The organism is Nakamurella deserti (assembly GCF_003260015.1).
GTDB classification, from domain to species: Bacteria; Actinomycetota; Actinomycetes; order Mycobacteriales; family Nakamurellaceae; genus Nakamurella; species Nakamurella deserti.
In genome coordinates this window covers 2,034,634-2,057,421 of sequence record NZ_QCXS01000002.1, presented here as the reverse complement: position 1 = coordinate 2,057,421, position 22,788 = coordinate 2,034,634, and the positions used below count along the sequence as shown (strand labels likewise).

At 71.7% G+C, this 22,788-nt stretch carries 21 protein-coding genes; 14 read left to right on the top strand and 7 right to left on the bottom strand.

Annotated elements, in window-relative coordinates:
* Positions 1-163 precede the first annotated feature (163 nt).
* Together trpS and DB033_RS09350 are read left to right on the top strand one after the other, a co-directional pair.
* Entirely contained in the window at positions 164-1,249 is a 1,086-nt protein-coding gene (gene trpS, locus DB033_RS09355; RefSeq protein WP_111766436.1) for a tryptophan--tRNA ligase, read from the top strand.
* An 89-nt stretch (positions 1,250-1,338) separates the two neighbouring features.
* Positions 1,339-2,442, top strand: coding sequence for a YihY/virulence factor BrkB family protein (locus DB033_RS09350; protein WP_111766435.1), 1,104 nt, complete (start codon positions 1,339-1,341; stop codon positions 2,440-2,442).
* Between the two features lie 8 nt (positions 2,443-2,450).
* On the opposite strand, the gene DB033_RS09345 is transcribed toward DB033_RS09350, so the two are convergent.
* Complete coding sequence (locus DB033_RS09345) at positions 2,451-3,326, bottom strand: methyltransferase domain-containing protein (protein WP_157970602.1); 876 nt, start codon at positions 3,324-3,326, stop codon at positions 2,451-2,453.
* A 170-nt stretch (positions 3,327-3,496) separates the two neighbouring features.
* Here DB033_RS09345 and DB033_RS09340 point away from each other — a divergent pair, with 170 nt between their 5' ends.
* On the top strand, positions 3,497-4,393 hold the full coding sequence (locus DB033_RS09340; protein ID WP_205843739.1) for an LLM class flavin-dependent oxidoreductase: 897 nt from the start codon (positions 3,497-3,499) through the stop codon (positions 4,391-4,393).
* On the opposite strand, the gene DB033_RS09335 is transcribed toward DB033_RS09340, so the two are convergent.
* The 5 genes from DB033_RS09335 to sdhC all read right to left on the bottom strand — a co-directional run bounded on the left by DB033_RS09335 (position 4,379) and on the right by sdhC (position 9,441).
* Positions 4,379-5,896 (bottom strand): D-alanyl-D-alanine carboxypeptidase family protein, encoded by a 1,518-nt coding sequence (locus tag DB033_RS09335; RefSeq protein WP_205843738.1) that lies wholly within the window; start codon positions 5,894-5,896, stop codon positions 4,379-4,381. The genes DB033_RS09340 and DB033_RS09335 overlap by 15 nt on opposite strands.
* Before the next feature lie 96 nt (positions 5,897-5,992).
* Complete coding sequence (locus tag DB033_RS09330; protein ID WP_111766431.1) at positions 5,993-6,793, bottom strand: succinate dehydrogenase iron-sulfur subunit; 801 nt, start codon at positions 6,791-6,793, stop codon at positions 5,993-5,995.
* Positions 6,793-8,553: a succinate dehydrogenase flavoprotein subunit gene (gene sdhA, locus DB033_RS09325; RefSeq protein ID WP_111766430.1), complete on the bottom strand. Its 1,761-nt coding sequence runs from the start codon at positions 8,551-8,553 to the stop codon at positions 6,793-6,795. The genes DB033_RS09330 and sdhA overlap by 1 nt, the downstream gene beginning before the upstream one ends.
* A gap of 1 nt (position 8,554) precedes the next feature.
* Positions 8,555-9,016, bottom strand: coding sequence for a succinate dehydrogenase hydrophobic membrane anchor subunit (locus DB033_RS09320; protein ID WP_111766429.1), 462 nt, complete (start codon positions 9,014-9,016; stop codon positions 8,555-8,557).
* Positions 9,016-9,441, bottom strand: coding sequence for a succinate dehydrogenase, cytochrome b556 subunit (gene sdhC, locus DB033_RS09315; RefSeq protein WP_111766428.1), 426 nt, complete (start codon positions 9,439-9,441; stop codon positions 9,016-9,018). The genes DB033_RS09320 and sdhC overlap by 1 nt, the downstream gene beginning before the upstream one ends.
* A gap of 435 nt (positions 9,442-9,876) precedes the next feature.
* On the opposite strand from sdhC, the gene DB033_RS09310 reads away from it, so the two are divergent.
* The 5 genes from DB033_RS09310 to DB033_RS09290 all read left to right on the top strand — a co-directional run bounded on the left by DB033_RS09310 (position 9,877) and on the right by DB033_RS09290 (position 15,891).
* Entirely contained in the window at positions 9,877-11,088 is a 1,212-nt protein-coding gene (locus DB033_RS09310) for a BMP family lipoprotein (RefSeq protein WP_157970601.1), read from the top strand.
* A gap of 301 nt (positions 11,089-11,389) precedes the next feature.
* Positions 11,390-12,961 carry an ABC transporter ATP-binding protein gene (locus DB033_RS09305; RefSeq protein WP_240615810.1) on the top strand — a complete coding sequence of 524 codons (1,572 nt, stop codon included), beginning with the start codon at positions 11,390-11,392 and terminating at the stop codon, positions 12,959-12,961.
* Complete coding sequence (locus tag DB033_RS09300) at positions 12,961-14,067, top strand: ABC transporter permease (protein ID WP_111766426.1); 1,107 nt, start codon at positions 12,961-12,963, stop codon at positions 14,065-14,067. The genes DB033_RS09305 and DB033_RS09300 overlap by 1 nt, the downstream gene beginning before the upstream one ends.
* Positions 14,068-14,119: 52 nt before the next feature.
* On the top strand, positions 14,120-15,466 hold the full coding sequence (locus DB033_RS09295) for an ABC transporter permease (protein ID WP_111766425.1): 1,347 nt from the start codon (positions 14,120-14,122) through the stop codon (positions 15,464-15,466).
* Entirely contained in the window at positions 15,463-15,891 is a 429-nt protein-coding gene (locus DB033_RS09290; RefSeq protein ID WP_240615809.1) for a cytidine deaminase, read from the top strand. Before DB033_RS09295 ends, DB033_RS09290 begins: the two co-directional genes overlap by 4 nt.
* A gap of 263 nt (positions 15,892-16,154) precedes the next feature.
* Here the strand turns inward: DB033_RS09290 and DB033_RS09285 are convergent, their stop codons facing one another.
* Complete coding sequence (locus tag DB033_RS09285) at positions 16,155-16,868, bottom strand: NUDIX hydrolase (protein ID WP_157970600.1); 714 nt, start codon at positions 16,866-16,868, stop codon at positions 16,155-16,157.
* Between the two features lie 101 nt (positions 16,869-16,969).
* On the opposite strand from DB033_RS09285, the gene nadA reads away from it, so the two are divergent.
* From nadA to DB033_RS09255, 6 genes are all read left to right on the top strand, one after another.
* On the top strand, positions 16,970-18,025 hold the full coding sequence (gene nadA / locus DB033_RS09280) for a quinolinate synthase NadA (RefSeq protein WP_111766424.1): 1,056 nt from the start codon (positions 16,970-16,972) through the stop codon (positions 18,023-18,025).
* Positions 18,022-19,620 carry an L-aspartate oxidase gene (gene nadB / locus DB033_RS09275; protein ID WP_111766423.1) on the top strand — a complete coding sequence of 533 codons (1,599 nt, stop codon included), beginning with the start codon at positions 18,022-18,024 and terminating at the stop codon, positions 19,618-19,620. Before nadA ends, nadB begins: the two co-directional genes overlap by 4 nt.
* Positions 19,617-20,507 carry a carboxylating nicotinate-nucleotide diphosphorylase gene (gene nadC / locus DB033_RS09270; RefSeq protein WP_111766422.1) on the top strand — a complete coding sequence of 297 codons (891 nt, stop codon included), beginning with the start codon at positions 19,617-19,619 and terminating at the stop codon, positions 20,505-20,507. Before nadB ends, nadC begins: the two co-directional genes overlap by 4 nt.
* 81 nt (positions 20,508-20,588) lie before the next feature.
* Positions 20,589-21,431: a hypothetical protein gene (locus tag DB033_RS09265; RefSeq protein WP_111766421.1), complete on the top strand. Its 843-nt coding sequence runs from the start codon at positions 20,589-20,591 to the stop codon at positions 21,429-21,431.
* Positions 21,432-21,833: 402 nt separating this feature from the next.
* Positions 21,834-22,244, top strand: a complete 411-nt coding sequence (locus tag DB033_RS09260; protein WP_111766420.1) for a TIGR03618 family F420-dependent PPOX class oxidoreductase — start codon at positions 21,834-21,836, stop codon at positions 22,242-22,244.
* A 115-nt stretch (positions 22,245-22,359) separates the two neighbouring features.
* Positions 22,360-22,788: a hypothetical protein gene (locus DB033_RS09255; protein WP_111766419.1), complete on the top strand. Its 429-nt coding sequence runs from the start codon at positions 22,360-22,362 to the stop codon at positions 22,786-22,788.

The following is a 22,788-nucleotide window of genomic DNA, read 5'->3' as shown; positions in this document are numbered from 1 at the left end:
CGGTCGGCGCGGTGGCCGTCCCGGTTGGCCCGGCCACCGAAGGAACGGCGCCCCGCCCCGCCCTCCCCGCCTGACCCGGCCCGGCCTTGACGCACCCCGGCCGACCGCTTCCGCTCCCGCCGCCGATGCGGGCCGACCGGTCGTGAAGTGGAAGGATCGGGGCATGTTGTCCGCACCTGACACCGCCACGACCGACGCCACCCCGGCCGACTCCGCAGCCGCGGGCGCCGGCACCGCTGCGACCAGCCGCCCGCGGGTGTTGTCCGGCATCCAGCCGACCCACGATTCGTTCCACGTCGGCAACTACCTGGGTGCGATCCGCCAGTGGGTGGCCCTGCAGGAGACCCACGACTGCTTCTACTGCGTGGTCGACCTGCACGCGATCACCGTGGAGCACGACCCGAAGCTGCTGCGTCAGCGCACCCGCGCCTCTGTCGCGCAGCTGCTCGCACTGGGCATCGACCCCGAGCGGTCGGCGCTGTTCCTGCAGTCGCACGTCCCGGCCCACTCCCAGCTGAGCTGGGTGATGGAATGCCAGGCGAGCTTCGGCGAGGCCAGCCGGATGACGCAGTTCAAGGACAAGTCGGGCCGCGTCGCCGCCGACCGGGTCAGCGTCGGGCTCTTCACGTACCCGGTGCTGCAGGCCGCCGACATCCTGCTCTATCAGCCGCACCAGGTCCCGGTCGGTGAGGACCAGCGGCAGCACCTGGAGCTCACCCGCAACCTCGCGCAGCGGTTCAACTCCCGTTTCGGCAAGACCTTCCGGGTGCCCGACCCGTACATCCTGAAGAGCACCGCCAAGGTCTACGACCTGACGAACCCGTCGGCGAAGATGAGCAAGTCCGTGCCCGCCGGCTCGTTGGACCTGCTGGCCGACCTGAAGTCGAGCGTGAAGAAGATCAAGTCGGCGGTGACCGACACCGAACGCGAGATCCGGTACGACGAGACCGCCAAGCCCGGCATCGCCAACCTGCTGGGCATGCTGCACGCGTTCACCGGCACCCCCGTCGCCGACTTGGAAGCCGGCTACGAGGGTAAGGGCTACGGAGATCTGAAGTCGGACCTGGCCGACGTCTTCGTCGAGTTCGCCACCCCGGTGCAGGCGGCGGTGGCCGAGTACCTCCGTGACCCGGCGGAGCTTGACCGGGTGCTCTCCGCGGGTGCCGCCCGGGCCCGCGAGGTCGCCGACCGGACGCTGGCCCGGGTCTACGAGCGGGTCGGTTTCATCGCACCGGTCGCCGCCGGGTAGACACAGCCTGCGGGACCGCCCGCCCGGCCGCACACCCGGGCCCGGGCTCGCGAGCGTCACCACCGCCACACCGAAGGGGACGTTGACCGATGGACAAGCCCACGCTCGCCGACGCGACGTACAAGACCCACGCGCAGGCCCGGCACGACGCCGAAGGTCCGGCCGCCCCCGTCAAGCTGTGGGGCCGCATCTCGAAGAAGCCCTGGGTCGCCCACCTGTTGCGGATGTTCACCCGCTTCGGGGACCGCCTGGGCTCGTCCTTCGCGGCGGCCATCACCTACTTCACGCTGGTGTCGCTGGTCCCCATCCTGGGTCTGGCCTTCTCGGTCACCGGCATCGTGCTCAGTGGTCGGCCGGACCTCATCCAGGAGCTCAAGGAGCAGGTCACCACGGTCTTCGAGCAGTCGGGTCCGGAGCTCGCGAAGACCGTCAACGGGATCATCGACAACGCGATCAGTGCCCGGTGGGCGGTCGGCGCCATCTCACTCGCCCTGGGCCTGTACACCGGGATCGGCTGGATGACCAACATCCGCACCGCCGTCCAAGCGCAGTGGCGGCCCAAGTGGGACATGCCGCCGAAGTACCAGGACAGCTTCGTCAAGGGCCTGGGCAAGGATCTGGTCGCCCTGGTCGTACTCGGGGTCGGCATCCTGGTCTCGGTGGTGCTCAGTGCCATCGGCACCGCGCTCACCGGCGTGTTCGCCGAGCTCCTGGGTCTGGACGACGTGGGTTGGGTGACCGCGGTGCTGTCGATCGTGCCCATCCTGCTGGCCCTGATGGTCAGCATCGGGCTGTTCTACTTCCTCTACCGGTTCCTGCCCGTGCACAGCGAGGAGGTGCCGCGCCGCAAGATCTGGCGGGGCGCCATCGCCGCCGCCATCATCTTCGAGTTGTTCAAGCTGCTGCTGTCCACCCTGCTGCAGCTATTCAGCGGCTCCGCGACCGCGGCGGCCTTCGGGTCGATCATCGTGCTGCTGGCCATCGTCAACCTGGTCGCCCGAATGGTGTTGATGATCGCGGCCTGGATCGGCACCAGCGAGTGGCCGGCGATCCCGGAGGAGGACGACGACCTCGCCGTGGTCGTCCAGCCGCAGTACCGCACCCGCAGCGTCCCTGCGCTGGCCGGGGGGATCGGGGTCGGCGCCGCCGCCGGTTGGGTCGCCCGGACGGTCCGGCGCCGCCGCTCGGACTGACCGCCGGCTCAGCCCGTCCGGGCGGGGTCGTCGGCCGCGCCGGGCTTGCGGGCCAGGAACCCGAACACGGTCACCGCCGAGAACGCCACCCCCTCCGCCGCCGCCGCCCGGAAGCGCCGCACCGCCTCGTCGGCCTCGACGCGGGTCACGGCTCCGCGCTCCACCGCCGCAGCCGCGTTCAACTCGAGCAACGCCGACCCGGCCACGAGGGCCGCCGGGAAGATCAGGGCGCTGGATCCGATGTCGGGGTCCAGCACCAGGCCGGCGTCACGGACCTGCCGGGGGATCCGCCGCGCCGCGGACGGATTGGGCTGGGACGCGAGGAACACCCCGAGCAGCCGCGCGTCGACGTCGGGGTCGACGTCGGAGGTCACCCGGGTGCGGTGGTCGGAGTCGAGCAGCACCGCCCGCCCTCCCGGCCGGAGCACCCGCGCGATCTCCGCCACCGCCGCCGCCGGCTCGTACAGGTGCTGCAGCACCCGCTCACACCACACCAGGTCGACGCTGCCGTCGTCGAAGGGCAGGTCGGTGGCGGTGCCGTGACGGTGGGCGACGCCGGGGGGGTCGGCGGGTGTGCGCTCCTCCGCCACCGCCCGCAGGCGCGGGTTCGGTTCGATGCCGGTGACCAGCCCCGGCCCCACGACGCCGGCCAGCCGCCGCACGACGGTGCCGGTGCCGCTCCCCACGTCCACGACCGTCTCGCCGCGGCGCGGTGCGGCGACCTCGAGGGCCCACCGGCGCAGCCGCTCGATGCCCGGTGCGGTGTCCTGCATGTCCAGCAGCGTCAGCATCCGCTGCACCGACTCGTCGTCCTGCGCCGACCGCTGGAACAGCCGCAACCCGGCCGGCCCGTCGGCGGACGACGGCTCCTGTGGTGTGCCCATGGCGACGCCCCCTCCGGCGGAGAACCGGGTCGGCAGCCGTGCCACCCGGCCCGACTCCCCAGCGTGCAGGGTCGACCGGCGGCTGTCCAGCGTCCGTCCGGGGACATTCGGGACGGGCCGGTGCCGGTCGCGGTGCCCGCCGGGCGAGGCGGACACGCCACAATGACCTCATGGTCTCTTCAGCACCGCCCACCGGTCGTCTCGGCGTGATGGTCGATCGCAGCCTGCCGCCCGAGCAGCTCATCCCGCTGGCGGCGGCCTGCGAGGCCGCGGCCGCGGTCGACGACGTGTGGGTGGTCGAGGACCTGAGCTGGGGTGGGGCCGTCAGTGCGGCCGCCACAGTGCTGGCGGCGAGCGCGCGGCTGCACGTCGGGATCGGCATCGTGCCGGCGCCGCTGCGCAACCCGGCCCTGCTGGCCATGGAGCTCGCCACGCTGGGACGGCTGCATCCGGGGCGGTTGACCGCCGGGATCGGCCACGGTGTGCAGTCGTGGATGCGGGAGGTCGGGGCGGCGGTGCCGTCGCCGCTGGCGCTGCTGGAGGAGACCTTCACCGTGGTGCGGGCGCTGCTCCGCGGCGACCGGGTCACCCACGACGGCCGTGCCGTGCACATCGACGACCTGACGCTGGTGCACCCGCTGCGGACGCCGCTGCCGCTGCTGGCCGGGGTCACCGGACCGAAGTCGCTGCGGCTGTCCGGCCGGGTCGCCGACGGCACGATCCTCGCGGAGGGCACCGGCCCGGCCGGGATCGCCGCCGCCAGGGCGCTGATCGACGAGGGCCGCGACGGTGCCGTGGACGACCACCGCATCGTCGTGCTGGCCTACGTGCTCGTCACCGACGACCCGGCGGCCGCCGCCGCGCAGACCGAACAGGCCCGGATCGACGTCGCGACGCCGCTGGGGGTCGACCCGGCCGACATCTTCGTGCTGGAGGGGTCGGCCGCCGACGTCGTCGCCGGCCTGCGCGACCTGTGGTCGGCCGGTGCCCACACGGTGGTGGTGCGGCCCATCGGCGATCCGTTCCCGCAGATCGGGGCGCTGGACGCGGCCCTAACGGGAGGCTGACCCCGGTCCTTCCGGCTCCGTGCCGGTGCCCTCGGTGCCCTCGGTGTCGTCGGTGCCCCCGGTGCCGTCCGGGCCGGCCCCGCCGCCGCCGGGGGCGGGCACTCCCTCAGCCGCACCGTCGGCCCTGACCGCCGGTGCGCCGGCCTCACCGGTCGCTGCGCCGCCGGCGGCGGATCCACCGACCACGGGTGCCGCATCGTTCGACCCGGCCCCGCCCGACGCGACGGCCCCGGTCACCGTGACCGGCCGCCGCCGTCGCAGCAGGACGAGCGCGGCACCGGCGGCGACGACGAGCAGCGCGACCAGGCCGACCCACCAGCCGCTCCGTGCGCCCCCCGACGTCGGGGACGACTCCGCCGCCGTGGTGTGCGCCGGCGTCGCCGACGGTGTCGTGACCGGCGCGGGGCCCGTCGTCGCCGCGGCGGACGACGAGGCCGCGGCCTCCGACGCCGCGCCCGAGGCGTCCAGGTCTCCACCCGGCTCCACCAGCCGGCCGACCGGGTTGAGACCCGCCGCGGTCACCGCGAATCCCCAGTCGAGCAGCGAGGCCGCCTGCATCCACTGGCGGCGCGGCTGCTGGGTGCCGGCCAACATGGTGACTACCAGCCGGTGTCCGTTGCGCTGCGCCACCCCGACGAAGGTGTTGCCGGCATCGTCGGTGAAGCCGGTCTTGCCGCCGACGGCGCCCTCGTACTCGGCCAGCAGCATGTTGTCGTTGGCGATGCCGAAGGCCGGGTAGGTGTCGAAACCGGGGAAGATCGCGTCCGGGGTACTCAGCAGCTCGGTGAACCGGGGGAGCGACAGCGCCTCGTTCATGATCAATGCGAGGTCGTAGGCCGACGTCTGCTGGCCGGCGCCGTCCAGTCCGGACACCGTCACCGCCCGGGTGTCCAGCGCACCGATCGACGCGGCCAGCGCGTTCATCTCGGCCAGGGTCGCCTCGATGCCGCCGTTCGCGCGGGCCAGGGCGTTGGCGGTGTCGTTGCCCGAGTTCAGCAGCAGCCCCAGGAACAGGTCGCGGACGGTGTAGATCCCGCCGTCCCCGACGCCGACGCGGGAGCCCTCCTGATCGGCGTCCTCCTGGGTGCCGACCACCGTGGCGTCCAGATCGGTGAGGTTGCGCAACAGCACACTGGCGGTGAGCAGCTTCAGGGTGGAGGCCGGCCGGTAGCGGCCGTGCACGTCCTTACCGCCGAGCACCCGTCCGGTGGTCAGGTCGGCGACCATCCAGGCGGTCGCCGAGATGTCGGACGGCACGGCGGGGGCGCCGTCGGGGAGCACGAACCCGCACGCGCCCATCGCCGGGCCGCCGACCGGCTCGGCCGGGACCGGGAGCGGGGTGGGTGCGGCGACACCGGGTGGCAGTGCCTCCGAGGTGTCCACCGCGGGCGGCGGGGTCTCCCGCTGGGCGCAGTCGCCGGTGTCCGGCGGCGCGATCGTCTCGGAGGGCGGGAGGTACTCGTCGGCCGTGGCGGGCACCGCGGCGGCGCCGAGCAGCACCACGGCCGTCAGCGCGGCGGCCGTCGTGCGCCGGACAGAAGAAAGCCGGCCCCCTCCCGTCCAGGACGGGAGGGGCCGGCTGCGTTCCTCGGCCACCGGTCAGATGCGCCGGAACATCAACGCGCGCTTGACCTCTTGGATGGCCTTGGTGACCTGGATACCGCGGGGGCAGGCGTCGGTGCAGTTGAAGGTGGTGCGGCAGCGCCACACGCCTTCGGCGTCGGACAGGATCTCCAGCCGCTCCTCGGCACCCTGGTCGCGGGAGTCGAAGATGAAGCGGTGGGCGTTGACGATCGCCGCCGGACCGACATAGCTGTCGGCCGACCAGTACACCGGGCACGACGTGGTGCACGCCGCGCACAGGATGCACTTGGTGGTGTCGTCGAACCGCTCGCGGTCGTCGACCGACTGGATCCACTCACGGGTGGGCTCGTTGCCGTGGGTGATCAGGAACGGCTTCACGGCCCGGTAGGCCTCGAAGAACGGCTCCATGTCGACGATCATGTCCTTCTCCAGCGGAAGGCCCTTGATCGGCTCGACGGTGATGTCGGCGGTGGGGTTGGCGGCGTCGCCCTTGCTGGTCATCAGGTCCTTGACGAGGACCTTGCAGGCCAGCCGGTTGCGGCCGTTGATCCGCATCGCGTCCGAGCCGCAGATGCCGTGCGCGCACGAGCGGCGGAACGCCAGCGATCCGTCGATGTACCACTTGACGTAGTGCAGCAGGTTCAGGACCCGGTCGGTCGGCAGCGCCGGCACCCGGTAGGTCTCCAGGTGCGGAGCGTCGTCAACCTCGGGGTTGAACCGCTGCAGGTGCAGGGTGACGGTCACCGCGCCGTCCGGGACCTTCGGCGGCGGGTTGGTGTGTTGCGCCGGAGTCGGGGCTTCCAGGGTGCTGGTCATCAGTACTTGCGCTCCATCGGCTGGTACCGGGTCATCGTCACCGGCTTGAAATCGAGACGGATGTCGGACGACAGGGGGGCCAGCGCCGCATCCGCTTTGTACGCCATGGTGTGGCGCATGTAGTTCGTGTCGTCACGCGAGGGGTAGTCCTCACGGGCGTGTCCGCCGCGGGACTCCTTGCGGTTCAGCGCACCGACGACCATCACCTCGGCCAGCTCGAGCAGGAAGCCCAGCTCGACGGCCTCCAGCAGGTCGGTGTTGAACTTCTTGCCCTTGTCCTGCACCGAGACGTTGGCGTAGCGCTCCTTGAGCACCTGCACGTCCTGCAGCGCCTGCTTCAGGGTCGTCTCCGTGCGGTACACCGCGGCGTTGGCGTCCATGGTCGCCTGCAGCTCGATGCGCAGGTCGGCGACCCGCTCACCGCCGGTGGCGTAGCGCAGCGTCTCGATCATGTTCACGACCGTGTCGGCGGGGTTGTCGACGTCGGCGACGTGCTCGGTGCGGTTGGCGTAGTCGGCCGCGGCGATCCCGCTGCGCTTGCCGAACACGTTGATGTCCAGCAGCGAGTTGGTGCCCAGGCGGTTCGAGCCGTGCACCGAGACGCACGCGCACTCGCCCGCGGCGTACAGGCCGGGGACGATGTGGTCGTTGTCGCGCAGCACCTCGCCGTTGACGTTGGTGGGGATGCCGCCCATCGCGTAGTGCGCGGTGGGGAACACCGGCACCGGCTCGGTCACCGGGTCGACACCCAGGTAGGTCCGCGCGAACTCGGTGATGTCGGGGAGCTTGGTCTCCAGCACCTCGGCACCCAGGTGCGTGCAGTCGAGCAGCACGTAGTCCTTCATCGGACCGGCGCCGCGGCCCTCGAGGACCTCCATGACCATCGAACGCGCGACGATGTCGCGGGGCGCGAGGTCCTTGATGGTCGGGGCGTAGCGCTCCATGAAGCGCTCGCCGGAGGCGTTGCGCAGGATGGCGCCCTCGCCGCGGGCACCCTCGGTGAGCAGGATGCCGAGGCCGGCCAGACCGGTCGGGTGGAACTGGTAGAACTCCATGTCCTCCAGCGGCAGGCCCTTGCGGAAGATGACGCCCATGCCGTCACCGGTCAGGGTGTGCGCGTTGGACGTCGTCTTGTAGACTTTGCCGGCTCCGCCGGTGGCGAAGACGACGGCCTTGGCGTGGAAGACGTGGATCTCGCCGGTGGCGAGCTCGTAGGCGACGGCACCCGAACACACCGGGCCCTCGTCGGTCTCGGTCATCAGCACGTCCAGGACGTAGAACTCGTTGAAGAACTCCACGCCCTGCTTGACGCAGTTCTGGTACAGCGTCTGCAGGATCATGTGACCGGTGCGGTCGGCGGCGTAGCAGGCCCGGCGGACCGCGGCCTCACCGTGGTTGCGGGTGTGCCCGCCGAACCGGCGCTGGTCGATGCGGCCCTCGGGGGTGCGGTTGAACGGCAGGCCCATCTTCTCCAGGTCGTACACCGCGTCGACGGCCTCGCGGCACATGATCTCGGCGGCGTCCTGGTCGACCAGGTAGTCGCCACCCTTGACCGTGTCGAAGGTGTGCCACTCCCAGTTGTCCTCCTCGACGTTGGCCAGCGCGGCACACATGCCGCCCTGCGCCGCGCCGGTGTGCGACCGGGTGGGGTAGAGCTTCGTCAGCACCGCGGTCCGCGCGCGCTGTGAGGACTCGATGGCCGCCCGCATGCCCGCACCGCCGGCGCCCACGATCACGACGTCGTACTTGTGGATCTGCATGTCAGCCGCCCATGGTCGGGTCGAAGGTGAAGATGACGAAGCTGCCCAGGCCGATGGTCAGGACGACCGACGCGTACAGCAGCATCGTGAGCCAGAAGCGGGTGGTGTCCTTGCGGGCGTAGTCGTTGATGACCGTCCGCAGGCCGTTCGCACCGTGCAGCTCCGCGAGCCACAGCATCGTCAGGTCCCACATCTGCCAGAACGGGGACGCCCAGCGACCGGCGACGAAGCCCCAGTCGATGCGGTGCACGCCGCCGTCGAGGATGTTCATGATGAAGAGGTGGCCGAGCACGAGGACCACCAGCACGATGCCGGACAGCCGCATGAACAGCCACGAGTACATCTCGAAGTTCTTGCCGCTGGCGACGCGGCGGCGCTTGGAGTTGGGCGCCTCGATGCCGCGGTAGGACTCCTGGTTGGCCTCAGCGGCGGCGGCGGCCGAGTTCGGCGAGACCGTGGTCATCAGGCACCCCCGAACATGGTGGCGACGGTGCGCTCGAGCATGAAGTAGGTGCCGGGGATCATCACGAGGACCCAGACGGCGAGGATGCCCCACAGCATGGGGCGCTGGTAGCGCGGCCCCTTGGACCAGAAATCGACGGTCATGATGCGGATGCCGTTGAGCGCGTGGAAGAGCACGGCGCCGACGAGGCCGACCTCCATGAGGTTGACCAGCGGGTTCTTGTACGTCTCGATGATGAGGTTGTACGACTCCGGGGACACCCGGACCAGCGCGGTGTCGAGCACGTGCGCGAAGAGGAAGAAGAAGGTGAGGACGCCGGTGATGCGGTGGGCGACCCAGGACCACATGCCCTCCCCACCGCGGTAGAGAGAGCCGCGCCGGGCGCCGGGATCTCCCCGGCGGGGGCGGACAACGGTACTGGCCATGATCTGGTGGACCTCCGACGTCGGCGGCGGGACGCGATAGGCCGGGACGGCCCAAAGGTGTGAACCCGATGGTAGTCCCGGCCGGATGACCACCTCACGTCAGCGCGGCTGTGACTTCATAGACACCTCACATCCGCATCCGGGTGACGCACGCCTGCCTCGAAAGGTGTCGTCACGAAGCCGGGACGTGCCGCCGCGCCGCCGGGGAGCCCGGGGCCGCCGCTCTTCCGCGGGGCACGATTCGGTCACGGAGCGCTGCGGGACTGGCCCGTTCGGCGTACCCGGCGGTAACGTCCGCCAGCAATGCCCCGTGCATCCGGTTCCGTCCGCCGGTCGTCGGACGACCGCAGGTCTTCCCGTCCGGTCGTCCGACCACCGGAGATCCTCACCGGGACACGGCGAGGCAGCCCTGTCGGAGAACACAAGGAGATCATCGTGCGTCGAGCGCGCAGCCTTCGGCTGATCGCAGGAGTCACCGCCGCCGCCATCGCGTTGGCAGCCTGCGGTAACAGCAGCACCCCCGGTTCGTCCACGTCCGCGAACAGCACCTCGTCGGTCGCCGCGACCACCGGCGGGAGCTCCACCGGCGGCGGTACCGGCGCCGGTGGCTGCGCCACCGAGACGATCGACACCGCCGGGGTGACCAGCGCCGCGGAGTCGAGCTCCGCCGCGGAGTCCTCCTCCGCCGCCGCCACCGGCGGCGGTGCGCCGTTGCAGGTGGGCCTGGCCTTCGACACCGGCGGGCGCGGCGACGGCACGTTCAACGACTCGGCCGCATCGGGTGCCGACCGGGCCGAGACCGACCTGGGCGTCACGGTCACCGAGCTCGAGGCCAACAGCGACGACGACCGGGTGCCGAACCTGAACACTCTGACCCAGAACAAGAACAACCCCATCATCGCCGTCGGCTTCCTGTGGACCGACACGGTGGCCGCGGCCGCCGCCGCCAACACCGACCTGACCTACGCGATCATCGACTCCGTCGTGGACGAGCCGAACGTGAAGAGCCTGGTCTTCGCCGAGGAGCAGGGTTCCTTCCTCGTCGGTGCGGCCGCCGCGCTGAAGAGCACCACCTGCAAGATCGGCTTCATCGGTGGCCAGGAGGGCGCGCTGATCAAGCGCTTCGAGGCGGGCTACCGCGCCGGGGCCAAGGCCGTCGCGCCGGACATCGAGATCGAGTCCAGCTACCTGGGCGCCGAGGGTGACAACGCGGCCTGGAACTCGCCGGACAAGGCCAAGGAGATCGCCAAGAACTGGTACTCCGCGGGCACCGACATCATCTACAGCGCGGCCGGCGGATCCGGTGCCGGCACCGTGGACGCCGCGACGGAGGCGACCGCGGCGGGCACCCAGAAGTGGGCCATCGGCGTCGACTCCGACACCTACCTGCTGGCCACCCCGGAGCAGCAGAAGGTCATCCTGACCTCGATGCTCAAGCGCGTCGACGAGGCCGTCTACCAGACCATCGAGCAGGTCCAGGCGGGTGACACCGCCGGTGGCACCAAGGTCTTCGACCTGTCCACCAACGGTGTCGGCTACTCCACCTCCGGTGACTACCTGACCGACATCGTCCCGCAGCTGGAGGCGCTCAAGCAGCAGATCGTCGACGGCGAGATCACCGTTCCGACCGATCCGGCCGACGCCTGATCGACCTGCCCGGCACGGGTCGGCCACGGCCGGCGGTGGGTGTCCGGCAGTGAACGTGCAGTGAGCGGTACAGCGGAGTCCCGGGGCGCAGGTCCCGGGACTCCGCTCGTTTTCCCGGTCGGACACAATGCTCGGGCACCCCCGACACGTTGGCCGCGACCGTCCCGTCACACCGGAATCCCCGGCGGCGGATAGTTTCTCCACAGCAGTCGTTCCGGAGGCCGGCACCGTCGCCGGCCCCCGGTGGTGGCGTCCGCCCGGCCCGACCGGCCGGGACGCGCCCCTGAGAGAGGTAGGACCCGTGAGCAGTCCCGTGGCGGCACCCGTCCCTCCGGCCGGACCGGCGTCCGGCGCGCCCCTCGCGGTGGAGCTGGACGGCATCGAGAAGCGGTTCCCCGGTGTCATCGCCAACAAGGACGTGTGGCTGAAGGTCCGCCCCGGCACGATCCACGCGATCGTGGGGGAGAACGGCGCCGGCAAGTCCACCCTGATGAAGACCCTGTACGGGATGCACCAGCCCGACGCCGGCACCATCGGCGTCAACGGCCGGACCGTCACCTTCAAGTCGCCCGCCGCCGCCATCGCGGCCGGCATCGGCATGGTCCACCAGCACTTCATGCTGGCGGACAACCTGACCGTGCTGGAGAACGTCATCCTGGGCTCCGAGCCGCAGAAGGGCGGCCGCATCGATCTGCGGGCGGCCGAGCAGCGGTTCCGTGACTGCGCCCGCCTGATCGGCTCGCACATCGACCCGCGGCGGCTCGTCGCCGAGCTCGGCGTCGGCGACCGGCAGCGGGTGGAGATCATCAAGGTGCTCTACCGCGGTGCGCGGATCCTGATCCTCGACGAGCCGACCGCGGTGCTGGTGCCGCAGGAGGTCGACGAGCTCTTCGACAGCCTCAAGCTGCTGGTCGCCGACGGCGCGACCATCATCTTCATCTCCCACAAGCTCGACGAGGTGCTGGCCGTCGCCGACGACATCACGGTGATCCGCGCCGGCACCACGGTGGGCTCGGTGACCCCGAAGGACGTCGACCGGCGGAGCCTCTCGGAGATGATGGTCGGCTTCGAGCTCCCCACCTCCGAGCCGCGGACGACCGCCGTGGCCGACGAGGTGCGGCTGGAGCTCACCGACGTCGTGGTCGGGGGCTCTGCGGGCGCCAAGGACGTCGTGGACCACGTCTCGTTCCGGGTCCGCAGCGGCGAGATCGTCGGGGTGGCCGGCGTCGAGGGCAGCGGCCAGTTCGAGCTGTGCGAGGCCATCATGGGCATCCGTCCGCTGGCCTCCGGGACGATCCGCCTGGCGGGCCGCAACATCACCGAGCTCACCGCCCAGCAGACCCGCGGCGAAGGCATCGGCTACATCCCGTTCGACCGGCACCGCGAGGGACTGATGCTGTCCGCGCCGCTGTGGGAGAACGCGCTGCTCGGCCGGGAGATCGAGCCGAAGTTCCGCAAGGGCCCCTTCGTCGACGCGGCGGCGGTCAAGGCCGACACCCGCGACATCATCACCACCTTCGGCGTCCGGACCCCGAACGAGACGGTGCCCGCGTTCGCGCTGTCCGGCGGTAACCAGCAGAAGCTCATCGTCGGCCGCGAACTCGAGTCCGACCCCAGCGTGCTGATCGCCGCGCATCCCACCCGTGGCGTCGACGTCGGTGCCCAGGCCACCATCTGGGACGAGCTGCGCCAGGCCCGCGACGGCGGCACCGGCATGCTGCTCATCTCCGCCGACCTGGACGAGATCCTCGCGTTGTCCGACGTGATCCTGGTGATGTACGACGGCCGGATCACCGCCTCGCTGACCCCCGGCGAGGCCACCCCCGAACTGCTGGGCACGTACATGACCGGCGGAGAGCAGGAGGTCGCCTGATGGATCGGGCCGGTTGGCAGCGGTTGGGATACACCGCGCTCAGTTCGATCGCGGCGGTCGCGATCGCCTTCGTCCTCGGTGGGCTGCTGCTGCAGTTCACCGGTCACAACGCGCTGTCGGTGTACGGGCAGATGTTCGACTACGGCACTCAGTCCACCCAGCTGCTGGACGCGGCCAAGCGGGCCGGGCCGTTGATCCTCTCCGGCTGCGCGGTGGCGATCGGGTTCAAGATGAACCTGTTCAACATCGGCGTCGAGGGTCAGTACCGGGTGGCGATGCTGGCCGCCGCGGTCATCGGATCCAGCCTGGTGCTGCCCGGACCGCTGCAGATCCTGCTGATCCTGGTGGTCGCCATGGTGTTCGGCGCCGGGTGGGCGTGGATCCCGGCGGTGCTGAAGGTGCGCCGCGGGGTCAACGAGGTGATCTCGACGATCATGCTCAACGCCATCGCGGTGGGCCTGACCGCCTTCCTCTACAACACCTACTTCCGCTTCGAGAAGGTCGACAGCACCGGGCGGACCTCGCTGGACGTCAAGACCGAGCCGCTGCCCGAGAACGGCTGGATCGGCAGCATGATCTCCACCGGCAACGGCTCGCTGTCCTGGTACTTCGTCCTCGCCGTGGTGGTGGCGTTCCTGGTCTGGCTGCTGCTGTTCCGCACCACCTTCGGCTTCCAGCTGCGCTCGTCCGGGCTGAACCCGGTGGCGGCGCAGACCGCGGGCATCGACTCACGGAAGATGATCGTCCGGTCGATGATGATCTCCGGTGCGATCGCCGGGCTGGTCGGCATGCAGGCGCTGATGGTCGACGAACACTCCTACCGGCCGGGTCTGGCCACCGGCCTGGGGTTCACCGGCATCGCCGTGGCCCTGCTCGGCCGCAACCACCCCGGCGGCATCGTCGTCGCCGCACTGCTCTTCGGCTTCCTGCAGGCGTCCTCGGGCATCCTGCAGATCCAGGACGTGCCCAAGTCGATCGTGGACATCATCCAGGGCGTGGTCGTGCTGACCGTGGTCGTGGTCAACGGACTCGTCGGGCGGTGGCTGGACAAACGGACGGCCCGGGGCACGTCGAAGGCACTGGACACCGGGAAGGTGCTGACATGAGGTGTGCTGTGCGGAGTTCCACGTCCGGCGTGGTCACGGGGCGGGTGGCGGCATGACCCTGGATCCGCAGCGTTCGACGTCGGGCATCGGCCCCGACCAGCTGAGCAAGGTGGCGGGCCGGTCGGCCGACGCCGCGCCCGACCCCGGTCGCCGCAGCTTCCTGGGCTCCACCAGCGGCAAGCTGATCCTGGCCGCCGTCGTGCTGTTCGTGGTGCTGTCGATCGTCCGGGTGATCACCGGCGCCGACGAGCTCACCGCCCCCGGCACCGTCTCGGCGACGCTGCGGCTGTCGATCCCGCTGCTGCTCGCCGGACTGGCCGGCCTGTGGGCGGAGCGGGTGGGCATCGTCAACATCGGTATCGAGGGGATGATGATCCTCGGCACCTGGTTCGGCGCCTACGGGGCGTGGAAGTTCGGTCCCTGGACCGGGATCCTGCTCGGCATCGTGGGCGGCTGCCTGGGTGGCCTGATCCACGCGGTGGCGACGGTGAAGTTCAACGTCGACCACGTGATCAGCGGTGTGGCGATCAACATCCTGGCCCTGGGGGCGACGCAGTACCTGTCGGAGATCTTCTTCAACGGGCAGCAGGGCGGTGGCGTGTCCAAGTCGCCGCCGCAGATGGCGCCCGTGGAGTCGCTCACCGCCCCCTACCTGGCCGGTGGGGCGGTGGGCGGCCAGCCCACCTCGGACCTGTTGGGCTCGCTCTACGACGAGAAGATCCCCGTGGTGTCCGACGCCGCCGGCGTGCTGAGGGGCGTGCTCACCGACCTGTCGTGGGCCACCATCGTGGCCCTGCTGCTGGTGCCGCTGACCGCGTTCATCCTGTGGCGCACCGCGTTCGGGCTGCGCCTGCGGTCCTCCGGCGAGGCGCCGGCCGCGGCGGAGAGCCTGGGCGTCAAGGTGATCCGGCTGCGCTACCTGGCGATGGCCGTCAGCGGCGGCCTGGCCGGTTTCGGTGGTGCGTTCCTGTCCATCGTGGCCAGCTCGGCCTACCGCGAGGGACAGACCGCCAACCGCGGGTACATCGGCCTGGCCATCATGATCTTCGGCAACTGGCGACCGACCGGGCTGCTCGGCGGCGCGTCGCTGTTCGGCTTCACCGACGCGCTGCAGCTGCTCGGATCCAGTGCGATCCCGGCGCTGTTCCTGTTCGTGGCGTTCCTGCTGGCGATGATCACGCTGTTGCAGCTCCGCCGGAAGCGGATGCGGGCGGCGGTCATCGCCTTCGTGTGCGCCGTCGGGTTCCTCGCGCTGTACCTGACGGTCGACGCGCTGACCGCCGACCTGGTGACGATCACGCCGTACGTGGTGACACTGCTGGTGCTCGCCGTCGCCTCCCAACGACTCAGACCACCGGCGCACGCCGGCCTGCCGTACCGATCCGGGGACAACCATTGAGCACCCAGCCCGACGAGACCACCGCCGCGCTGGCCGACGGCTACGACTGGGAGGCACTGCGCCGGCTCGCGGTCGAGGCAGCCGGTCACGCCTACTGCCCGTACTCCGGGCTGCAGGTCGGGGTGGCGGCGGTCGTCGACGACGGCCGCGTCATCACCGGCTGCAACGTCGAGAACGCCTCCTACGGGCTCGGCCTCTGCGCGGAGTGCGCCCTGGTCGGCCAGCTGCGGCTGACCGGCGGCGGTCGGCTCGTGGCGCTGGCCTGCCGGTCCGGGGCGGGCGACCTGCTGATGCCCTGCGGCCGGTGCCGGCAGGTGATCTACGAGTTCGGCGGTGCGGATCTGCTGGTCGACACGCCGTCGGGGGTCAAGCCGATGAGCTGGGTGCTGCCCGACGCCTTCGGGCCGGAGCACCTGCCGGGCTGAGCGTTTTCCTACCCAACCCGTGAAGGGTTGTGCCCGCTCAGCGGGCACAACCCTTCACGATGTCGGGCCCAGCCGGGCCGGACCCACCCGGTCTCTCGTCCGTCGGTTCGGCGTGACCATCACCGCATTCCGGTCGTATCCACGCCGGAAGCGAGCGGCGGGACCGTGTCGCCCGGGCAGCCGTCCCGGCCTGCTGGTTCGGCGTGATCGTCACCGAAATCCGGTTGCCATCACGCCGACAGTGATCAGCCCGCCCGGCCGGTTCAGTGGTCCGGTGGCCGGAAGGCGGCGAACGGGTCGGTGACCCGCAGCTCGCGGGTGGTGAAGGCGTACTGCGCGGCCGGGCGTCCGCCGGCCGGTCCGGGGGAGGCCGTCCCGCCGGTGCGCTGCAGCATCCCCCGGCGGGCCAGGATGCGCTGCAGGTTGGTCGGATCGACGTGGTGACCGAGCACCGCGTAGTAGATCCGTGCCAGCGAGGCGATGGTGAAGGAGTCCTGGGCCAGCGCGAAGGCGATGTTGGTGTACGACAGCTTGCCCCGGAGCCGTTCGTGGGCGCGGTCGATGATGCGGCCGTGATCCAGCGCGGTCGGTGGCAGATGGTCCAGCGAGCGCCACGCGGTGTCCGCCGGCAGTGATGGGTGCACGCCCCACGGCACCAGCCCGACGAACGCGGTGGCCACCACCCGCCGGCCGGGAACCCGTGCGGGGTCGGAGAAGGTGGCCAGCTGCTCGAGGTGGGCGACCTCGGCCAGGTCGACCTTGTCCGCGAGGTGGCGCCGCATGGAGCGCTCGACGTCCTCGCCGGCGGCCAGGTCGCCACCGGGGAGGGCCCAGCGTCCGGCGTCGGGCGCCTGGGCGCGCTGCCAGACGAGGACGTGCAGCGAGGCGAAGCCCTGCGCGTCCGCGCGGACGCCGAACACCGCGGCGAGGACCTCGTGCCGGAGCGGGTCGCACGGCGGGGAAGCGTCAGGGGTCACGACGATCGAGATTACGGGCGCCGTGTCGCCGTCCTGCACCGTGCTAGCCTCGACTCGTTTTCGCCTACCAGTCGAAAACCCGCCAGATCGGGAGTCGCCCCATGTCCGTCATCCCCGCCGTCACGAACCCCCGCCGGTCGCCCGACGGCGCCCCGTCGCAGAGCGACGCCGCCCTCATCGGTGCGGCCGAGACCGACCACCTGGCCTGGGCCGCCGAGGTCCGTCGCCTGGCCGACGAGCGTGACGCCGTCATCCTGGCGCACAACTACCAGCTGCCCGCGATCCAGGACGTCGCCCATCACGTGGGGGACTCGCTGGCCCTGTCCCGGATCGCCGCCGCCGCCCCGCAGTCGACCATCGTGTTCTGCGGCGTGCACTTCATGGCCGAGACGGCCAAGATCCTGGCGCCGGCCAAGACGGTGCTGATCCCCGACGCGAGAGCCGGCTGCTCGCTGGCCGACTCGCTCACCGTCGAGCAGCTCCGCGGCTGGAAGGCCGAACATCCCGGCGCCGTCGTCGTCAGCTACGTCAACACCACCGCCGCGGTGAAGGCCGAGACCGACATCTGCTGCACCAGTTCCAACGCCGTCGAGGTGGTGGCGTCGATCCCGGCCGACCGCGAGGTGCTGTTCGGCCCCGACCAGTTCCTCGGTGCCCACGTGCGGCGCACGCTGCAACGCGACAACATGCACGTCTGGGGCGGCGAGTGCCACGTGCACGCCGGCATCAACGGCCGGCAGCTGGCCGAGACCGCCGCCGCCGCACCGGAGGCCGAGCTGTTCATCCATCCGGAGTGCGGATGTGCCACCAGCGCCATCTATCTCGCCGGTGCGGGCATCGTGGAGAAGTCACGGGTCCGGATCCTGTCGACCGGCGAGATGGTGGACCGGGCGCGGGCGACCGAGGCCCGCAGCGTGCTGGTGGCCACCGAGATCGGGATGATCCACCAGCTCCGGAAAGCCGCTCCCGGCATCGACTTCCGCGCGGTCAACGACCGCGCGTCCTGCGCGTACATGAAGATGATCACCCCGGAGCGGTTGCTGACCGCGCTCCGCGAGGGACGCGACGAGGTGACCGTCGACGCCGTCACCGCCGCCGCGGCGCGCGGGGCCGTGGAGGCGATGATCGCGATCGGTCGCCCCGGCGGCGGCGAGTGACCGCCTGGGAGGCGGCCGCGGACGTGGTCGTCGTCGGTTCCGGCGTCGCCGGGCTCACCTGCGCCAGAGACGCGGCCGCCTACGGCCTGTCGGTCCTCGTCGTCACCAAGGCCGGCGTCGACGACGGCAGTACCCGGTGGGCGCAGGGCGGGGTCGCCGTGGTGGACGAGGCGGCCGGCGACAGCGTCGGGGCGCATCTCGCCGACACGCTCAGCGCGGGCGCCGGGCTCTGCGATCCGGTCGCGGCCCGCGACATCCTGGCCGCGGGCCCGACGGCCGTGGCCCGGCTGCGCCGCCGGGGCGCGGTGTTCGACACCGACCCGGACGGCGTGCTGCTGCGCACCCGGGAGGGCGGGCACCACGCCGACCGGATCGTCCACGCCGGCGGCGACGCGACCGGCGCGGAGGTCGCCCGGGCGTTGACCGCGCCGCAGGGGCTGCCGGTGACGTTGGCCGACCATCTCGCTCTCGACGTCGCCCTCTCGCCGGACGGCACCGCCGTCGGGGTCCGGGTCCTCACGCCGGACGGGACGACGGGTTCGATCCGCGCCGCCGCGGTGGTGCTGGCCACCGGCGGGCTGGGTCAGCTGTTCGCGTCCAGCACCAACCCGGCCGTGGCCACCGCCGACGGTGTGGCGATGGCCCTGCGGGCCGGTGCGGTGACCGCGGACCTGGAGTTCGTGCAGTTCCATCCCACCGCGCTGTTCGGCGGCGTCGCCGCCGGGCGCCGGGACCTGGTGACCGAGGCCCTGCGCGGTGCGGGTGCGGTGCTCGTCGACGGCGCGGGCCGTTCGGTGACCGCCGGCGTGCACCCGGCGGGTGATCTGGCCCCGCGGGACGTCGTGGCACTGGCCGTCACCCGGCGGATGGCCGAGAACGTGTGCGGGATCGACGATCATGTCTTCCTGGACGCGCGGGCGGTACCGGAGGTGACTCGGCGGTTCCCCACGGTGGCCGCCGCCGCGGGCGAGCTGGGGCTGCGCCTGGACCGGCACCTGCTGCCGGTGTCGCCGGCGGCGCACTACAGCTGCGGGGGCGTGTGGACCGACCGCTCCGGGCGGACCTCGGTGCCCGGGCTGTGGGCGGTGGGGGAGGTGGCGCGGACGGGACTGCACGGTGCGAACCGGCTGGCGTCGAACTCGCTGCTCGAGGGTCTGGTGATGGGTGGCCGGGCGGCGGCGGCGATCGCGGCCGAGCCGGTGCGGGCGGCCGATACCGCGACGGTGCGGGCGCCGGCGACCCGGTGGTGCCCGCCGGCCCGGCGGGAGGAGTTCCAGCGCAGCATGAGTCGGTACGCCGGGATCGGCCGGGACGCGGTCGGACTGGGGGCGGTGCGTCGCCTCGCGGGGCGGATCACCGACGGGGGGCCGGGCGGCGCGGGGCCGAGCCGGGCGTCGGTCGAGGCCACGAACCTGGCGCAGGTCGGTGCCGTACTGGCGGCCGCGGCCACCGCGCGGAGCGCCGGCGTGGGATGCCACGTGCGGACCGATGACCGGCCGGACGGGCTGGTCGGCTCCTTGTTCGTGTCCTGGCGCGACGGCGCACCGGTGGTGGATGATCGGCGGCCCAGCGGACGAGAGGTGGCCAACCGATGAGCGTCCAGGCGTGGATGGCGCAGGAGGCGCAGCTCGCCGCGGCCGGTCTGCGCTCCGACGAGATCGACGCGGTGGTCGGCCGGGCGCTGCAGGAGGACCTGCGCGACGGCCCGGACGTGACGACGATGGCCACGGTCGGCCCGGACGTGCACGGGACCGCGCTGATGGTGAGCCGGCAGAGCGGGGTGCTCGCCGGCGGGCCGCTGGCGGTGGCGGTGTTCGACCAGGTGCTCGGCGGGGACGTCCAGGTCGACCTCGAAGTGGCCGACGGCGGGGTGCTGGCACCCGGGACGGTGGCGTTGCGGGTCGAGGGCGCACTGGCCGGGTTGCTGACCGCCGAGCGGACGGCGCTGAACCTGGTGACCCACCTTTCGGGGATCGCCACCGAGACGCGTCGCTGGGTCGACGCGGTGGCCGGGACGGGGGCGGTCGTCCGCGACACCCGCAAGACCCTGCCCGGCCTGCGGTCGCTGGAGAAGTACGCGGTGCGCTGCGGCGGTGGGCGCAACCACCGGATGTCGCTGGGCGATGCCGCGCTGATCAAGGACAACCACGTGGCCGCGGCCGGTTCGGTGGGTGCGGCCATCGCCGCCGTCCGGAGCCTGCGACCCGACATCGCCCTGGAGGTCGAGGTCGACACCCTGGACCAGCTCACCGAGGCCCTCGACCACGGCGCGACCCTCGTTCTGCTGGACAACTTCTCGCTGCGCGACACCGCGACCGCGGTGCGCCGGGCGGCCGCCTATCCGGAGGTCCGGCTCGAGGCGTCCGGCGGCCTGACCCTGGATCGGGCGCACGCCGTCGCCGCCACCGGCGTGCACTACCTGGCCGTCGGGGCGCTCACGCACTCCGCGCCGGCGTTGGACCTGGGCTTGGACCTGACCTGACGCCGGATGCAACCGCAGGTCTGCCGGACCCGTCTGGTGGATGCTGCCGCTGACCACGCGGCGCGGGTGGGGAGGACACCGATGCGCCGGACCCCGATCGCCGCGATGCTCGTCGCCATCCTGCTGGTCTCGTGCGGCGAGACGCCGGTGACCGCACCGACCGCCGACCACCGGGCGACCACGACGTACTCCGGGGACCTCACCGGGCGACGACCGCCCCGTGAGGAGAACCCGCTCGGTGCCGGGGTGGTGGCGATGATCAGCTTCTCGGGCGGCAACGCGGCCGAATCGGCGTACCGGAACGGCGTGCCCGAGTGGATCGCCTACACCGACGGCACGGTGATCCAGCCGGCGCCGTGGGGTGGGTGGGACCGGGCGACCATCGGCCGCGCCGATCCGGACGAGCTGCGCTCCATCCTGGACGTCTTCATGGCGTCACCCGGGCATGCGGTGCCGCTCCGCGACGATCTCGTGTCGGCGGTCGTGACGGACGCAGGGTCGGTGACCCTCACCTTCACGGCGAACGGCGGCACTCGCAGCGTCTCCGCGCTGGACTTCCCGACCGATGCGTCGATGGGACTACCGGCCGACGTGGTCGAGGCGAGGAACGCCTTCGTCGACGTGCTGGCCGATCTGCGGGACGCGGCGAGCGGGGACGAGCCCTGGCGCCCGTCGGCGATGATGATGTCTGCGCGTCCGTCCGATGGCGCCACCGGTGTCGCCGGCCGTGGTGACTGGCCGCTGGATGCCGCGCTGCTGGTCGCCCTCGCCGGCGAGGGCCGCTGCGTCACGCTCACCGGGAGCGTCGCCGACGAGCTGATGGACATCACCACGGGGCCGTACGACATCGGTGACTGGACCACTCCCGACGGCACCTACGTCGTCAGCACCCAGCCGGTGCTCCCTGGGCGCCCGGTGTGCTGACGCGGTGGATCGACGGTGTCCGGCGCCACCCCGACCCCAGGGCGGGGCGACCGCCACATCCAGTGCGGCGGCCTGTCCGGGGAGCTCTCCCACGACGTCACGCCGCCGTCCGGCGGTGAGTCGGAGCCGGTTGAGGTGTCTCACGGCGTTCGCCGGAACGGTGTCGACGCTCAGCGCTCGCGGCGGCGCCGCCACGCGCTGTCGTGGCTCCGCGGCTCCGGCGTTCCCGACCGACACCTCGGCCCACCCACGCAGCGCGGTGTCGTTCGCGGTGAGGACGGCCGGACGGTGCCCGGCCGCGCGACGTTCCGTCTGGCTCGAGGTGTTCACGCTGCGAGCGCGACACACCTGGTTCTACGGCCGTGTCGAGCAGACCTCCGGGGCGCTGGGTAGCGTTCCGGCATGCCCACGACACCACTTCCGGCCCGTGTCCGCGACTTCCTGCGCCTGCCCAACCCTGCCGTGATGGCGACGGTCGCGACGGACGGCCGGCCGGTCTCGGTGGCCACCTGGTACCTGCTCGAGGACGACGGGACGATCCTGCTGGGCCTGGACGCCGGCCGCGCCCGGCTGGAGCACATGCGGCACGACCCACGCGTCTCGCTCACCGCGTTGTCGGAAGCCAGCTGGTACACCCAGGCCAGCGTGCAGGGCCGGATCGGCGACATCCTCGACGACGTCGGGCACCGCCAGATCGACCGGCTCTCGATCCACTACGGCGGACAGCCCTACCCCGATCATGTGCGCCCCCGGGTGTACACGCACCTGACCATCGAGCGCTGGCACGCCTGGGGTGAGCTGAAGGACGCCTGACCGGATCTGCCCCGGCCGTCGGAACCGGGGAGGTCCCCGACCGCTCAGCGGAAGTTCTTGCCCCGATCTGCCAGGTGGGTGCCGGCGGCCGTCCACCGGCTCGTACCGTGCCGTCGTGGCGGGACAGAAGTTCGAAGCGAGCGCGCGGACGGTGCGACGGTGGTGTCTGGCGCTCGCGGTGCTCGAGCTGGTCCACGCGATCGCCGCGTGGGCCTGGGTCGTCGACACCGGTCAGCGACGGGTGGCCACGGGCTGGGCGCTGGCGGCCGCCGTTCTCGGCGTGCTGGTGTTCCGGGTCCTCCCCGACTCGACGGAGCGGCGACCGAAGCCGCCCACCCGACGGAAGCGTGAACTCACCGCTGAGGACTGGCGGCAGTTCACCGCCGGGACCGTTCTCGTGTTCCTCGGGATGGTGATGAAGGACGTCATTCCCGGGCGGCCCGGCTTCTGGGTCGAGAACGGTGTGATGGTGTCGGCGGTGCTCTGCTTCCTGGCCGGCTTCTCCCTCATCGCCCGGCACCGCTCGGATCGGGGCCCTTCGTGA

Bases quoted from the DNA above. Each gene is read 5' to 3' on its own strand.
- trpS (WP_111766436.1), top strand. From the start codon at position 164: ATGTTGTCCGCACCTGACACCGCCACGACCGACGCCACCCCGGCCGAC.
- DB033_RS09350 (WP_111766435.1), top strand. From the start codon at position 1,339: ATGGACAAGCCCACGCTCGCCGACGCGACGTACAAGACCCACGCGCAG.
- DB033_RS09345 (WP_157970602.1), bottom strand. From the start codon at position 3,326: ATGGGCACACCACAGGAGCCGTCGTCCGCCGACGGGCCGGCCGGGTTG.
- DB033_RS09340 (WP_205843739.1), top strand. From the start codon at position 3,497: ATGGTCTCTTCAGCACCGCCCACCGGTCGTCTCGGCGTGATGGTCGAT.
- DB033_RS09330 (WP_111766431.1), bottom strand. From the start codon at position 6,793: ATGACCAGCACCCTGGAAGCCCCGACTCCGGCGCAACACACCAACCCG.
- sdhA (WP_111766430.1), bottom strand. From the start codon at position 8,553: ATGCAGATCCACAAGTACGACGTCGTGATCGTGGGCGCCGGCGGTGCG.
- DB033_RS09320 (WP_111766429.1), bottom strand. From the start codon at position 9,016: ATGACCACGGTCTCGCCGAACTCGGCCGCCGCCGCCGCTGAGGCCAAC.
- sdhC (WP_111766428.1), bottom strand. From the start codon at position 9,441: ATGGCCAGTACCGTTGTCCGCCCCCGCCGGGGAGATCCCGGCGCCCGG.
- DB033_RS09300 (WP_111766426.1), top strand. From the start codon at position 12,961: ATGGATCGGGCCGGTTGGCAGCGGTTGGGATACACCGCGCTCAGTTCG.
- DB033_RS09295 (WP_111766425.1), top strand. From the start codon at position 14,120: ATGACCCTGGATCCGCAGCGTTCGACGTCGGGCATCGGCCCCGACCAG.
- nadA (WP_111766424.1), top strand. From the start codon at position 16,970: ATGTCCGTCATCCCCGCCGTCACGAACCCCCGCCGGTCGCCCGACGGC.
- nadC (WP_111766422.1), top strand. From the start codon at position 19,617: ATGAGCGTCCAGGCGTGGATGGCGCAGGAGGCGCAGCTCGCCGCGGCC.
- DB033_RS09265 (WP_111766421.1), top strand. From the start codon at position 20,589: ATGCGCCGGACCCCGATCGCCGCGATGCTCGTCGCCATCCTGCTGGTC.
- DB033_RS09260 (WP_111766420.1), top strand. From the start codon at position 21,834: ATGCCCACGACACCACTTCCGGCCCGTGTCCGCGACTTCCTGCGCCTG.